This window comes from Bradyrhizobium sp. 956_D2_N1_4 (assembly GCF_052076025.1).
GTDB classification, from domain to species: Bacteria; Pseudomonadota; Alphaproteobacteria; order Rhizobiales; family Xanthobacteraceae; genus Bradyrhizobium; species Bradyrhizobium barranii.
Genome location: NZ_CP197237.1, coordinates 7,307,654 through 7,321,975 on the forward strand (window position 1 = coordinate 7,307,654; position 14,322 = coordinate 7,321,975).

Here is a 14,322-nt window from a genome sequence, read left to right on the forward strand (position 1 = left end):
GATGACGTGAATCGATGGCAACAGCTACAACTTGACCGGCAGGCATTTGAATTTAAAACGCCGTTCCGTATGGGCTATTTTCACAGAGATACATTGCTTCCTTTGATCCTGACCTATCCCTGATGGTCAAAACACCTGTTACGCGAGAAAGCGACACGCCCCAGCCTGCACCCTGAGCGTTCTCGACATCACTTAAAACGACTCGCTCCCCGTCACTCCGTACGGGACCAACAATTAGATCAACCTGATATTCTTGAGTATCAGAGAAACCGAAACTTAGTCGGTCTATCCCTGGACGCGCGTCCTCTTTTGCCGCCGACAAAGCGAGTTTGGCGCAGGAGACATAGTAAAAGTGCCCCGAAGGAAATTTCTTCGCCTCTGCAAGTGCAGGACTGACGCTCATGACCAGCAGCATCGCCAGAGATCTAGCGCTTCTCAACATCAGTGCGACGCTCCGGCTTGGCTCAGCTTTCCTGCAGTGCGTGGCTCTACGTCAGACATTGCCATCACGACAGTCTCCTTCTGCCCCGACTCGGACTTCCGGTGATGCTCGTTTGCGTGCTGCTTTCCGGAGCACAGCGGACATCAGGCCAGCCTGATCTGAGCCGCGACTTACAAGTACACGCCCCGGATTCCGTCACTTCGCAAACGACCGCGACGGCGGCAAATGCAGCGCCCAGGCATCGACCTTGTCGCTGGCACGCGGATAGATCTCCGTCACGATCGGATCGTGGCCGGGAATGAACCTGTCAGGATGACCGGCGAGGCGTTCGATCGTCTCCCAGCCCTGCGCCATGTCGCCGATATTGTAGACGATGGGGAACGGGCTCTTGCGCTGCAGATTGGCGTAGTAATGCGCGGCATCGGACGCCAGCACCACCGGCCCGCGCGCGGTCTCGACCTTGACCACCTGCAAGCCGTCGGAATGGCCGCCGACACGGTGCACGGTGACGCCGGGCGCGATCTCGCCATCGCCGGAATAGAAATTGACGCGCTCGCCATAGAGATGGCGCACCATCTGCGTGACGTGCTCGACCGAGAACGGATGTCGCAGCAGTCCGTTGCACATGCAGCGTCCCGTCGCGTAAGCCATCTCGCGCTCCTGGAGATGGAAGCGCGCGTTCGGGAAGCGATCGAGATTGCCGGCGTGGTCGTAATGCAGATGCGTCACGATAATGTCGCGAACGCTCGACGCCGCGACGCCAAAGCGCTCCAGCGCATCGACCGGATTGAGCGTCAGCTTGCGCGCCCGCGCGCTCGCCTCCTCGGCGTTGAAGCCGGTGTCCACCAGGATGTCGCGGCCGCCGCCGCGGATCAGCCAGACGAAATAGTCGAGATCCTGTGCCGCGCTGTCATGCGGGTCGGGCTGAAGGAAGTTCATGTTGGGGGTGCGTGGCGACATCGTCGCATAACGCAGGGCGTAGATTTCGTAGGCGTTTCCCATGGTTTTCTTTTCTGAGTTGGACCTTCGGGGACGATCGAGCGCACCAAGCCATTGTCGGCCGCAAAGGTCAAACACCGGAGGGCTGCGACAGCGTCCAGTCTGCTATGTGAGACCCCTCACATCTTCTTTGTCGCGGCTGCTCCAACATCCTGCCGCAGAGTCGAACCAGATGGCGCCGAGCACAACCGTGACAGTCCGTTTATTCCCCTCCCGGCGCGCCCATGCATCGCGGTCAATTGTCGCGATAATGCCGAATCTCCAAGCGGTTGACGCCCCCCTTCCGCGGTTTGATAATGCACATTGCGTAAGTTAAGGTCGCCGCGGCGCAAGCTGGTAACGGCGCCTTTTTGGCTGGACCGCGCTGATTATGAAAATTCGCTTCCTTTTTCTTCTGCCCTTGCTCGTTTCGCTCGTCCCGGTTGCGCCATCCCTGGCCGCCGGCGACCGTTATGCGTTGGTCATCGGCAACGCCAAATATCCGGACGCGGACGCCCCGCTGAAGGAACCGCTCAACGACGCGCGCGACGTCGCCGACGAGCTCAAGCGCGACGGCTTTTCCGTTGAAATCGGCGAGAACCTGACCGGCGACGGCATGCGCCGCGCCTTCGACAAGCTCTATGGCAAGATCAAGCCGGGCTCGGTGGCGCTGATCTTCTTCAGCGGTTTCGGCATCCAGTCGGCGCGCCAGAGCTACATGCTGCCGATCGACGCGCAGATCTGGACCGAATCCGACGTCCGCCGCGACGGTTTCAGCCTGGAGACCGTGCTCGGCGAGCTCAATACCCGCGGCGCGGGCGTCAAGATCGCGCTGGTCGACGCCTCCAGGCGCAATCCCTTCGAGCGCCGGTTCCGCAGCTTCTCGGCCGGCCTGACGCCGGTCATCGCGCCGAACGGCACGCTGGTGATGTACTCGGCGGCACTGGCCTCGGTGGTCTCGGACGCGGGCGGCGATCACAGCCTGTTCGTCCAGGAGCTCCTGAAGGAGATCCGCGTCCCCGACCTGATGGCCGAGGAGACGCTGAACCGCACCAAGATGGGCGTCACCCGCGCCTCGCGCGGCGAGCAGGTGCCGTGGATCTCCTCGTCGCTCGCCGAGGATTTTTCGTTCATTCCAGGCGCCGGCGGATCGCGTCCGTCGATGACGGCACCGCCGCCATCGCCGCCGCCGGTCGTCGCCAACAATCCGCCGCCGGCTCCGCCCGCACCGCCTCCGCCGCCGAAGCCGGCGGACACGGCAGCGGCACCTGCTCCAGCACCTGCTCCTGCTCCGGCACCGGCGCCCTCACCGAAACCGCAGGTCGAGGCCGCCTTACCGCCGGCGCCACCGCCGGTGAAACCAGCCGAGACCACCCCCGCACCGAGCATGGATAGCGGGCCGAGCGCGGCCGCGCTGGCGGAGGATCCGACCATCAAGGGCCTGACGGCCAAGATCGCCGCCAATCCTGATGACGTGAACGCGCTGTACCGGCGCGGTCAGGTCTATGCCAGCAAGGGCGCCTACAATTTGGCCATCAAGGATTTCGACGAGACGCTTCGGATCAACGCGAAGGACGTCGAGGCGCTGAACAACCGCTGCTGGACCCGCACCGTGGTCGGCGACCTCCAGGGCGCGCTGAAGGATTGCAACGAGGCGCTGCGGCTGCGGCCGAATTTCGTCGATGCGCTGGACAGCCGGGGACTCGTCAATCTGAAATCGGGAGCGGTCAAGAACGCCATCGCCGATTTCGACGCAGCCCTGAAGATCAACCCGCGCCTGACCTCCTCGCTCTTTGGCCGCGGGATTGCCAAGCAGCGCAATGGCTCGGCCCAGGAAGGCGCGCTCGACATCGCCAATGCCAAGGCGATGGACCCGAACATTGTTCAGGAGTTCGCAAGCTACGGAGTACGCTAGTATTTTTTTGAGTTGAGGCGGCAGACGCCTCGAACCCTCGGCGGCTCAGGGAAGACTAACGGACGGATGCCGCAGGCGGCCTTTCCCGGGGGGGCCATTGCAGGAATTTTGGAACCGCGCGGTCAGCTGCGCAGGAGGGACTGGCAATGAGATTGGCTGCAAAGGGATTTACCGCGATCCTGTCCATCATCGCGGTCGGCGCCGCTCTGTCGCTGACGACCCCGCTCGCATTCGCGGGCGACGACGGCAACAGCAAGAACGTCACCGAGGACGAGATCGTCCGCGCACTGGCGCCGCCGCCGAAGAAGCCGTTGACCCGCGGCCTCTCGATCGCCCCGCAGGCCGATCCCGCACCCAGTGCGGCGGAAACCAAGCTGATCCAGTCCGTGCGCGGCCGCTCGACGCGCTCGCTTTCGTCGACCGAGCGCGAAGAGATCGCGTCGGTGGCCAAGGACAAGCCGAATATCGATCTTGAAATCACGTTCGACTACAACTCGGCCAATATCAGCGCCAAGTCGCTCGCCTCGGTACAGGCGCTCGGTCGCGCGCTGACCAGCCCCGACCTGAAGGGCTCGACCTTCGTGGTGGCCGGCCACACCGACGCCGCCGGCGGCGAGGGCTATAATCAGGACCTGTCGGAGCGCCGCGCGGATTCGATCAAGCGCTACCTCGTCGACAAGTACAGCATCTCCGCGACCGATCTCGTCACCGTCGGCTATGGCAAGAGCAAGCTGAAGGACCCGGCCCAGCCGATGGCGGAGGTCAATCGTCGCGTGCAGGTCGTCAAAATGGAAAACAAGACCACCGCATCGAAGTGAGAGCACGACGTAATCCTTTGAAGTGCCAAATCCTTTGAAGTGCCAAGTCGTGATGTGGTGTAAAGTCTTGCTTCTAAAGCGCGTCCCGCAGCCTTGTGGGACGCCGCTTTATTTCAGGGAAACGCTCTCAGCAGGCCTCGTGCGGATGGCCGTGAGCCAGGCCAGGACAATCCGGCGATGAACGCCTCCGAATATCTCAAGCCTGCCGGAACCGTGGTGTTCGTCGTTGCGCTCGGCGTCGGCTATTATCTGTTCGAGCATCGGCATCGCCCCGAGGCGAAGGAAACGCCGAGCGAGGCGCTCGTCATCGTGACGAAGTCGACCAACGCCTGCTTCTCCGACCTCGTGCGGGTGACCGGCTTCTTCGTGCCGCGCCGCGAGGCCGTGGTCGTCGCCGACCAGGAAGGCTCCAGGGTCACCGACCTCTTCGTCACCGAAGGCGCCATGGTCACCGACAATCAGGAGCTGGCGCGCCTGACGGCGCCGCCGCAGATCCCCGGCCAGCCGCAAAGACCCGGCCCGCAAGGCCCGATCTCGCTGAAGGCGCCCGCGCCGGGCCTCGTCACCGAAGTGCGTACCATCGTCGGCGCGCCCGCCTCGCCGCAGGCCGGCCCGATGTTCCGCATCGCCGTCAACAACGAGATCGAGCTCGACGCCCAGGTCCCGGCGGTGCACATGCCCAAGCTAAATCCCGGCGCGACCGTGCGCATCAGCCGCGATGACGCGCCCGATTTGATCGGCCGGGTCCGGCTGGTCGCGCCCGAAATCGACCGCACCACGCAGCTCGGCCGCGTCCGCATCAGCGTCACCAACAATCCATCGCTCAAGGTCGGTGTGTTTGCCCGCGCCTCGATCGACGCCAAGCGAAGCTGCGGCGTCTCGATCCCCAAGACCGCGATCGACCATCTCACCATTCAGGTCGTCAAAAACAATATTGTCGAGACGCGCAAGGTACGGGTCGGGCTGTCGTCCGACAGCGCGACGGAAATCCTGGAAGGCCTCGAGGTCGGCGAAATCGTCGTGGCCGACGCCGGCTCTTCGCTCCATGACGGCGACCAGATCAAGACCATGTTCGCCGATGAACTCGATCGCACGCGGGTACGCTGATGGCTCTCAATATCTCGGCTTGGTCGATCCGCAATCCGCTGCCGTCGGTCGTCTTCTCGATCATCCTCCTGGTCCTCGGCTGGGTGTCCTTCACCAAGCTCGCGGTGACGCGGCTGCCTTCGGCCGACATTCCCGTGATCTCGGTCGTGGTGTCGCAATTCGGCGCCGCGCCCGCAGAGCTCGAATCCCAGGTCACCAAGACGGTTGAAGACGCCGTCTCCGGCGTCGAGGGCGTCAGGCACATCACCTCCTCGATCACCGACGGCGTGTCAGTGACCACCATTCAGTTCGCGCTGGAAACCAACACCGACCGCGCGCTCAACGACGTCAAGGACGCGGTGACGCGCGTGCGCTCCAACCTGCCGCAGAACGTCACCGAACCGCTGATCCAGCGCGTCGACGTCATCGGCCTGCCGATCGTCACCTATGCCGCGATCTCGCCCGGCAAGACGCCCGAGCAGCTCTCCTATTTCGTCGACGACGTCGTCAAGCGCGCGCTGCAGGGCGTGCGCGGCGTTGCCCAGGTCGAGCGCATCGGCGGTGTCGAGCGCGAGATCCTGGTCTCGCTCGATCCGGACCGGATGCAGGCAATGGGGCTGACCGCGGTCAATGTCAGCCAAAGCCTGCGCGGCACCAATGTCGACGTCGCCGGCGGCCGCGCCGAGATCGGCAAGAACGACCAGGCGATCCGCACGCTTGCCGGCGCCAAGACGCTGGGCGATCTCGCCGGCACCATGATCCCGCTGTTCGGCGGAGGCGAGGTCCGGCTCGACGATCTCGGCACCGTCACCGACACCATCGCGGACCGCCGCACCTTCGCCCGCTTCAACGGCGAGCCGGTGGTCGCGCTCGGCATCAAGCGATCCAAGGGCGCCAGCGATGTGAAGGTAGCCGAGGCCGTGCAGAAGCGCATCGACGCGCTGAAGGCCGCCTATCCCGACGTCGACCTGAAGGTGATCGACACCTCGGTCGAATATACCAACGGCAATTACCACGCGGCGATCTCGACCCTGTTCGAAGGCGCCATCCTTGCCGTCATCATCGTGCTCCTGTTCCTGCGGGACCTGCGCGCCACCATCATTGCCGCGATCTCGCTCCCGCTGTCGATCTTCCCGGCGTTCTGGGCGATGGACCTTCTCGGCTTCTCGCTGAACCTCGTCAGCTTCCTCGCCATCACGCTGTCGACAGGTATTCTCGTCGACGACGCCATCGTCGAGATCGAGAACATCGTCCGGCACATGAACATGGGCAAATCGCCCTACCGTGCCGCGCTCGAGGCCGCCGACGAAATCGGCCTCGCGGTGATCGCGATCTCGCTGACGATCATTGCGATCTTCGCGCCCGCGAGCTTCATGTCGGGCATCGCCGGACAGTTCTTCAAGCAGTTCGGCATCACCGTCTCGGTGCAAGTGTTCTTCTCGCTGCTCGCGGCGCGCTTCGTCACGCCTGTGCTGGCCGCCTACTTCCTCAAGCACCATGCGCACGAAGAGCCGCCGCCCGGCCGCGTGCTGCGGGCCTATCACAGGATCGTGGCCTGGTCGGTGAAGCACCATTTCATCACCGTGCTGATCGGCTTCGGGGTGTTCGCCGCCTCAATCTGGAGCATCACGCTGCTGCCGCAGGGCTTCCTGCCGGCGCAGGACAGCGCGCGCTCGCTGCTGGCGCTCGAGCTGCCGCCGGGCACCCAGCTTGCCTACACCGAGAAGGTCACCGAGGACATCGTCGCACGCCTGCGCAAGCGGCCGGAGGTGAAGAGCATCTTCGTCGATGGCGGGCGCGTCCCGCCGGGCACTCAGGAAGTCCGGCGCGCCTCTTTGATCATCAACTACACGCCCAAGGACAGCCGCGACATCACCCAGCGCGAGCTCGAATTCTCGATCAGCCAGGAGCTGGAGAACGTTCCCGACATCCGCTTCTGGTTCCTCGACGAGAACGGCCTGCGCGCCATCTCGCTGGTCGTGACCGGCGTCGACGCCAACATCGTCAACAACGTCGCCAGCGAGCTCGCGACGCAGATGAAGCGGATTCCGACGATCTCCAACGTGATCTCGGAAACCACGCTCGAGCGGCCCGAGCTGCGCATCGAGCCGCGCGCAGATCTCGCCGCGCGCCTCGGCGTCTCCACGGAAAGCCTGTCGCAGACCATCCGCGTCGCCACCATCGGCGATGTCGGGCCCGCGCTCGCCAAGTTCGACGTCGGCGACCGCCTGGTGCCGATCCGCGTCCAGCTCGAGGACGCCGCGCGCGGCAATCTGAGGACGCTCGAACAGCTGCGCGTGCCGCTCGGCGAGCGCGGCGAGAAGGGCGGCGTGCCGCTCTCGGTCATCGCCGACGTCAAGCTCGACCAGGGTCCGACCAGCATCAACCGCTACGATCGTGAGCGGCAGGCAACCGTCGCCGCCGACCTCGTCGGCTCCGCCGCGCTCGGCGACGCGACCAAGAAGATCTACGACCTGCCGGTGATGAAGAGCCGACCGAAGGGCGTGAAGGTCTCGCCCTCCGGCGACGCCGAAAGCCTGAACGAGCTGTCCGACGGCTTCGCCACTGCGATCACCGCGGGCCTGATGATGGTCTACGCCGTGCTGGTGCTGCTGTTCGGCACCTTCCTGCAGCCGATCACCATCCTGTTCTCGCTGCCGCTCTCGATCGGCGGCGCCATCGCCGCACTGCTCATCACCGGTAAGCAGCTCACCACGCCGGTCTGGATCGGCATCCTGATGCTGATGGGCATCGTCACCAAGAACGCGATCATGCTGGTGGAATTCGCCATCGAGGCGATCCGCGCCGGCAAGCCGCGCGAGGAAGCGATGATCGACGCCGGCATGAAGCGCGCGCGCCCGATCGTGATGACCACGATCGCGATGGCCGCGGGCATGACGCCGAGCGCGCTCGCGGTCGGCGCCGGCGGCGAGTTCCGCTCGCCGATGGCGCTCGCGGTGATCGGCGGCCTGATCTTCTCGACCATCCTGTCGCTGGTGTTCGTGCCCGCGATGTTCATGGTGATGGACGATCTCGGCGCCCTGATCTGGCGATTCGCAAAGCGCCTGATCGTGCACAGCGAGGATGCCGACACCGCCGATCATCACGGCACGGCGCCGGATAAAAAGGGCATCGTACACCCAGCGGCGGAGTAGCCGTGATACGGACGTCGACAGCTGAAAGCTGGTTCAGCGAGCGGTGTCAGCGAACCCGGCGTCGCAGGAGATCGTCTCCGCTACGAAGCGTTCAAGCGCACCGGTCGCGCCGTCCGAACGACGAAGCGGTTTAGCCGATCCCCTACTCGTTCCGCGCGATCGCCGTCAGCTTGGTCATGTTCCGCAGCAGGATGCGGCCGCGCTGGAGATCGAGAATCGCCTCCTTGCGCCAGGCCTGAAGCTGGCGGTTGACGCTCTCGCGGGCCGCGCCGACGAAGATGCCGAGCTGCTCCTGCGAGATGTGGACCTCAGAGCCGAAATCGGCGGCGAGCGCGCAGAGCCGCCGCGCCAGGCGAACCGGCAGCGGTTGCAGCATGGATTCTTCCATGCGCTCGCTCTGCCAGCGGATGCGTTGGCACAGCAGCGCGATGATCTTGATCGCGACCTTCGGCTCGCGTTCGAGGAAACTGAGAAAATCTTCGCGCCGCAGCACGAACAGTTCACTGGCTTCCCCTGCGGTCGCATCCGCAGTGCGGCTCTGGCCGTCCAGCACCGCGACCTCGCCGAACAGGTCGCCCGGCCCCATGAAGTTCAGGGTCAGACGGCTGCCGTCGGAGACGCCGGTCTCGATGCGGACCTGGCCCCGGCGCACGCCGAACAGCGCGTCCCCCGCATCGCCCTTCTGGAACAGCACCTCGCCATTCCCCAAATGCTGGGTGTGGCAGAGATTCGACAGCCGCTGGAGCTCGTCTGCGCCGAGATCGGCGAACATCGCGTTCATCTTCAGGATGACCGCAAATTCGGCCTGCTTGCTCATTTCAATGTCCTTGTGAATTTCCTTAGCCAGTTTCCCTGGCAAATCGCTTGGAACCATCAAATCAGGATCGCGTAATACCGCGCCGGGGAAGTGTGTCATAAGTCACATAACTTTGCAGCACCCCCTGACTATTTTTACGTGCTTGGAGCCGCTTCCCGTCCGGGGATAAACTCAGATGCAGAGGACGGATGCATAGGACGGTCATCTGCGGGATTCGCCGCCGATTGTCCGGCGTTGGAAAGTCGACATGAGAGCAGTGAAATTCGCCGGCGCGGCGATTGCCGCGGTCATCATCGTGATCGGGCTTCTCCTCGTGGTCGGGATCCCCTCGGGATTCCTGACCACGACGATTGCCTCGCGGGTCGAGAGCGCGACCGGCTATCGCCTGTCCATCGACGGCACCACGAAGATCAGCCTGTGGCCGACGCTGAATGTCACGCTCAACGATCTCACGCTTCAGGACCCGAAGGACCGCAGCGGCATCACGCGCCTGACGGTCGACAGCGTGCAGGCCGACATGTCGCTCTCGAGCGTATGGTCGGGCAGCCCGAAGATCAGCGAACTCGTCGTCACCCATCCCGTGCTCCACCAGCCGCTGCTGCGTGAGCGACTGCCGAATCCCGGCACCGCGTCGAAGCCGCTGGCGCTCGACACCGGTGGTGCGACCATCGACCGCGTCAAGGTCATCGACGGTGAAGTCGCATTCGCGCGCGTGCGCGACCGTGTCGAGGGCCGCATCAGCGCCATCAACGCCGACGCCGTCGTTGGCCGCGACCGCAAGGTCGACATCGCCGGCACCGCGCGGGTCGGCGATCACCCGACCAAGTTCGACATCAAGGCGTCGACGCCGGCGCCGCCGGCCGACCGGCCGACCATTCCGGTGGATTTCGCCATCGACATGCCTGATGTGCTGAAGTCCCAGCTCACCGGTCATGCCGAGATGCGGCTCAGCGGCGATGTCGTGATGATCAACGGCGTGAACGGCAGGCTCGGCGACGGCGCCTTCAACGGCTGGGCCTCGGTCGATATTGCGAGCAAGCCCCTGGTCAAGGTCGATCTCGACTTCCAGCGGCTCGCGATTCCGGTGGCGAAATCGCCGGAGGGCACATCGGGACAGCCCTGGAGCAATGCACCGATCGACGTGTCCGGGCTCAATTATGTCGACGCACAAATCAGGATCTCCGCGAACGAGGCCGTGATCGGCGATGCGCGCCTGGCGCCGCTGGCGCTCGATGCGAAGCTCGCCGGCGGCGTGCTGAAGGCCGGCACCGCCAATCTCGGCGCCTATGACGGCCAGGTCTCGGGCGAGGTGATCCTGGATGCCACAAGCGGTGCGCCGAGCTTTGCCATGCATTCCGATCTCGTCGGCGTGCGCGCATTGCCGCTGCTCCAGGGCCTTGCCGAGTTCGACCGGATCGACGGCAAGCTGCAGGCCAAGCTCGCGCTGCGCAGCGCCGGCGCCAGCCAGCGCGCGCTGATGGCAAACATGCAGGGCACAGCCTTCGTCAATTTCCAGGACGGCGCCATCCGCGGCATCAATATCGCGCAGATGATCCGCTCGCTGACATCGGGCACGCTGTCCGGCTGGCAGGACAGTGAGGCCCAGAGCACGGATCTGTCGCAGCTCTCGGCGTCCTTCCGCATCGACAAGGGTCAGGCGGTGACGAACGATCTCAATCTGATCGGACCGCTGGTGCGCGTGACCGGCGCCGGCACCATCGCGCTCGACACCAAGATGATGGGTTTTCGCGTCGAGCCGAAGCTCGTGATGACCACCGAAGGCCAGGGCCGCGCGTCGGAGCCGGTCGGCTTCGGCATTCCCGTGATGATCCAGGGCAGCTGGTCGCAGCCGCGGATCTACCCTGACATGGCCGGCATGCTGGACAATCCGGACGCCGCCTATGCCAAGCTGCGCGAGATGGGCAAGGGCCTGTTCGGCCCTGACGGCGCCGGGCTCGGCAATATCCTGGGCAGCCTCGGCTTGGGCGGCACCGCCGCGCCGGGCGGCAACGCCAATCCGCAAACCCAGCAGCCGGGACAGAACAACCCGCTCGGCGGTCCGCTGGGCGAGGCGATCGGCAATTTGATCCAGCAGGGGCTTTCCAGCGGCGCGGGGACCAGCACTGGCACCGGCCGCAGCCGCGGCCTGCCGGCAACACCGTCCACCCCCGCTCCGCAAGCCTCTCCCGCGCCCCCGGCCCAGGACGACCCGGCGGTGGTGCAGCAGGACAGCCAGCCGATGAACGACGTGCTGCGACAGCTCTTTAATCGATGATTGGCCGACCAACGCACTGGACTCCACGCCAATCCCTACATCGGCCTCCCCGTCCGCCGCTTCATCCAAAGGGATGAGGCCGCGACAATTCACGACCCTTCCGGCCCAGCCCGGCGTCCGACATCGGGTAACCACGCTGGCCGGTCGACCGGTCGCAGGAAGGTCTCCTGGCCCGAATTGTGGTAGAAGGGCGCCTGGACCGGTACGGCCCGTAGCGCCGGCGTCGATGACGGCGCGAGAGGATCTGGATGGCGGGAGCGAAAGACAAGACACGGTTTCTGCGCGAGGGCCTGTTCGCCAAATACGTCGTCTCCCTCGTCGGCCTCGTCGTGTTTGTCCTCGCCGTCAACGGCGCGATGGAGACCTGGATCTCCTATCGCGCCACCAAGACCCAGCTGACCGACGGGCTCGACGACAAGGCGCAAGGAGCCGCCCGGCGGATCGAGCAGTCGATCTCCGAGCTCGAGCGCCAGATCAGCTGGGTGACGCGGGCAAGCCAGGACACGCTCGAGAAGCGCCGTGCCGACTACGCATCGCTCCTGCACCAGGTCTCGGTCGTCAATCAGCTGTTCCAGCTCAACGGCGAGGGACGCGAGGTGCTGCGCGTCTCGCGCCAGTCGACCACGACCGGCGGCAATGCCGACCTCTCCCGCGACATGCGCTTCACCGATACGGTTGCCCGCGGCGTCAGCTACGCGCCGGCCTGGTTCTCCGACCGGACGCCGATGATGTCGATCTCGGTGGCGCATTCCGGCTTCAATGCCGGCGTCACAGTGGCCGAGATCGATCTCAGCTTCCTCTCCGACTTCCTGTCCGACGCCCAGGTCGGCAAGGCCGCGTTCGCCTATGTGGTCGATCCGCGCGGCCGCGTGCTGGCGACGTCGTCGAAAGGGCCCGATGTCGGCAAGGACCTGTCGAAGCTGCCGCAGGTGGCGGCGGCGATTGCGCCCGGCCGCGAGCCCGACACCTCGGGCACCGACTTCAACGGCCATGCGGTGATGAGCGCCGCCAGCACCGTGCCGAAGCTCGGCTGGAACGTGATGTTCGAGCAGCCGACGACGCAGGCGTTGATGCCGATCCGCGACCAGCTCGTGCGCATCGCGCTGTTGATCGGCATGGGCCTGATGGTCGCGATCCTCGCCGGTACGCTGCTCGCCCGCCGCATGATCATCCCGATCACGGCGCTGCGCGACGGCGCGCACAAGCTCGGCGAAGGCGATTTCAGCCACCGCATCGACGTCCACACCTCCGACGAACTGGAAGACCTCGCCGGCCAGTTCAACCGCATGGCCGGCCAGCTCCAGGAAACCTATTCGGACCTGGAGACCAAGGTCGAGGAGCGCACCCGCGATCTCGCGCAGTCGATCAACGAGCTCAAGGCGCTGGAAGAGGTCGGCCGTGCTGTCGCCTCCTCGCTCGACCTCAACGCCGTGCTGCCGACCATCGCGGCGCGCGCGATCGAGATCACCCATGCTGATGCGGTGCTGATCTACGGCTTCGATGCCGGGACGCGCAGCTTCAACCTGATCGAATCCAACGGCATCGACAAATCGGCCGACGGCGCGCATGTCACGATCCAGCAAGGCGCGAACATCCTGAGCGATGCCGCCGACAGCGGCGAACCGATCGCGATTGCCGATCTCGACCGGGCCTCCGAGCAGCCGCTGCGCGACGTCGCGATCGATGCCGGCTTCCACTCGGTGCTGGTGGTGCCGCTGGTGGACCAGCAGGGCACGCTCGGCTCGCTGGTGGTGCTGCGCCGGGCCGGTGGCGAGTTCGGCGGAAGCCTCACCGGCCTGATGCGCACCTTTGCCAACCAGGCCGTACTGGCGATGCGCAACGCGCGGCTGTTCACCGAGGTCGATCACAAGGGCCGCGAGCTCGCCGCGGCCCATAACACCGTGCAGCAGCAGGCGGCAAAGCTCCAGGAGCAGACCGAGCAGCTTCGCAACTGGAACCGCTCACTGGAAGAGCGCGTCGAGAAGCAGCTCGGCGAGATCAGCCGCATCAAGCGGCTCGAACGATTTCTCGCGCCGCAGGTCGCCCAGCTCATCGCTTCGTCGGATGGTCATGACTCGCTGCTCGACAGCCATCGCCGCGAGGTCACCGTGCTGTTCTGCGATTTGCGCGGCTTCACCGCCTTCACCGAGGCGACCGAGCCGGAAGAGGCGATGAACGTGCTGCGCGAATATCACGCCGCGCTCGGCAAGCTGATCTTCAAATACGAGGGCACGCTCGACAAATATGCCGGCGACGGCGTGATGATCCTGTTCAACGCGCCGATCCAGTTCGAGGACCACACGCGGCGCGCGGTCCAGATGGCAGTGGAGATGCGCGACACGATCGGCCCGCTGACCGAGAAGTGGCGCAACCGCGGGCACACGCTAGGCTTCGGCATCGGCATCGCGCTCGGCTATGCCACGCTCGGCCAGGTCGGCTTCGAGCAGCGGCTGGAATATGCCGCGATCGGCAGCGTCACCAATCTCGCCTCGCGTCTCTGCGACGAAGCCAAGGCCAACCAGATCGTGGTCAGCCGCCGCGTCTACGGCATCGTCGAGCCCTGGGTCGAAGCCCGCGCGCTCGACGACCTCGTGCTCAAGGGGTTCAATCACCCGGTACTGGCGATGGAGATTTTGTCCTGGCGCGAGGAAGTGGAGAACGTGGTGGATGCCGCGGCGGCGCGGCGCCGAGGGTAGCCGCCAACAAAAATGTCGAAAACAACCCCATGCACAGTAGGCGGGGTCCGTAAGATCAATGACTTACGCGGGTGCCGCTTGGTTTGACACGTCGGGCAAAACACCGGCAGGATGGTATCATCTCCCACACCGCTCCGACG

General features: G+C 65.0%; 9 protein-coding genes. 6 read left to right on the forward strand and 3 right to left on the reverse strand.

Annotated elements, in window-relative coordinates:
* Nucleotides 1-52 precede the first annotated feature (52 nt).
* Together AB7535_RS34570 and AB7535_RS34575 are read right to left on the reverse strand one after the other, a co-directional pair.
* Entirely contained in the window at nt 53-415 is a 363-nt protein-coding gene (locus AB7535_RS34570) for a hypothetical protein (protein WP_354113741.1), read from the reverse strand.
* A gap of 222 nt (nt 416-637) precedes the next feature.
* On the reverse strand, nt 638-1,444 hold the full coding sequence (locus AB7535_RS34575; protein WP_354113740.1) for an N-acyl homoserine lactonase family protein: 807 nt from the start codon (nt 1,442-1,444) through the stop codon (nt 638-640).
* Between the two features lie 367 nt (nt 1,445-1,811).
* On the opposite strand from AB7535_RS34575, the gene AB7535_RS34580 reads away from it, so the two are divergent.
* From AB7535_RS34580 to AB7535_RS34595, 4 genes are all read left to right on the forward strand, one after another.
* Entirely contained in the window at nt 1,812-3,335 is a 1,524-nt protein-coding gene (locus tag AB7535_RS34580) for a caspase family protein (RefSeq protein ID WP_354113739.1), read from the forward strand.
* 146 nt (nt 3,336-3,481) lie between these two features.
* Nucleotides 3,482-4,153: an OmpA family protein gene (locus AB7535_RS34585; protein WP_439037490.1), complete on the forward strand. Its 672-nt coding sequence runs from the start codon at nt 3,482-3,484 to the stop codon at nt 4,151-4,153.
* Nucleotides 4,154-4,330: 177 nt separating this feature from the next.
* Nucleotides 4,331-5,260: an efflux RND transporter periplasmic adaptor subunit gene (locus tag AB7535_RS34590; RefSeq protein WP_071908567.1), complete on the forward strand. Its 930-nt coding sequence runs from the start codon at nt 4,331-4,333 to the stop codon at nt 5,258-5,260.
* On the forward strand, nt 5,260-8,394 hold the full coding sequence (locus AB7535_RS34595; protein WP_354113737.1) for an efflux RND transporter permease subunit: 3,135 nt from the start codon (nt 5,260-5,262) through the stop codon (nt 8,392-8,394). The genes AB7535_RS34590 and AB7535_RS34595 overlap by 1 nt, the downstream gene beginning before the upstream one ends.
* A 142-nt stretch (nt 8,395-8,536) precedes the next feature.
* Here AB7535_RS34595 and AB7535_RS34600 read toward each other — a convergent pair whose 3' ends face one another.
* On the reverse strand, nt 8,537-9,211 hold the full coding sequence (locus AB7535_RS34600) for a Crp/Fnr family transcriptional regulator (RefSeq protein ID WP_028149299.1): 675 nt from the start codon (nt 9,209-9,211) through the stop codon (nt 8,537-8,539).
* A 247-nt stretch (nt 9,212-9,458) separates the two neighbouring features.
* Here AB7535_RS34600 and AB7535_RS34605 point away from each other — a divergent pair, with 247 nt between their 5' ends.
* Nucleotides 9,459-11,486, forward strand: a complete 2,028-nt coding sequence (locus AB7535_RS34605) for an AsmA family protein (protein ID WP_354113736.1) — start codon at nt 9,459-9,461, stop codon at nt 11,484-11,486.
* A gap of 248 nt (nt 11,487-11,734) precedes the next feature.
* The gene (locus AB7535_RS34610; RefSeq protein WP_354265336.1) at nt 11,735-14,182 is read left to right on the forward strand and encodes an adenylate/guanylate cyclase domain-containing protein; all 2,448 of its coding nucleotides are present in this window, start codon (nt 11,735-11,737) and stop codon (nt 14,180-14,182) included.
* Nucleotides 14,183-14,322: the final 140 nt, after the last annotated feature.

Coding starts and splice junctions, on each gene's coding strand:
- AB7535_RS34570 (WP_354113741.1), bottom strand. CDS start 415: ATGCTGCTGGTCATGAGCGTCAGTCCTGCACTTGCAGAGGCGAAGAAA.
- AB7535_RS34575 (WP_354113740.1), bottom strand. CDS start 1,444: ATGGGAAACGCCTACGAAATCTACGCCCTGCGTTATGCGACGATGTCG.
- AB7535_RS34580 (WP_354113739.1), top strand. CDS start 1,812: ATGAAAATTCGCTTCCTTTTTCTTCTGCCCTTGCTCGTTTCGCTCGTC.
- AB7535_RS34585 (WP_439037490.1), top strand. CDS start 3,482: ATGAGATTGGCTGCAAAGGGATTTACCGCGATCCTGTCCATCATCGCG.
- AB7535_RS34590 (WP_071908567.1), top strand. CDS start 4,331: ATGAACGCCTCCGAATATCTCAAGCCTGCCGGAACCGTGGTGTTCGTC.
- AB7535_RS34595 (WP_354113737.1), top strand. CDS start 5,260: ATGGCTCTCAATATCTCGGCTTGGTCGATCCGCAATCCGCTGCCGTCG.
- AB7535_RS34600 (WP_028149299.1), bottom strand. CDS start 9,211: ATGAGCAAGCAGGCCGAATTTGCGGTCATCCTGAAGATGAACGCGATG.
- AB7535_RS34605 (WP_354113736.1), top strand. CDS start 9,459: ATGAGAGCAGTGAAATTCGCCGGCGCGGCGATTGCCGCGGTCATCATC.
- AB7535_RS34610 (WP_354265336.1), top strand. CDS start 11,735: ATGGCGGGAGCGAAAGACAAGACACGGTTTCTGCGCGAGGGCCTGTTC.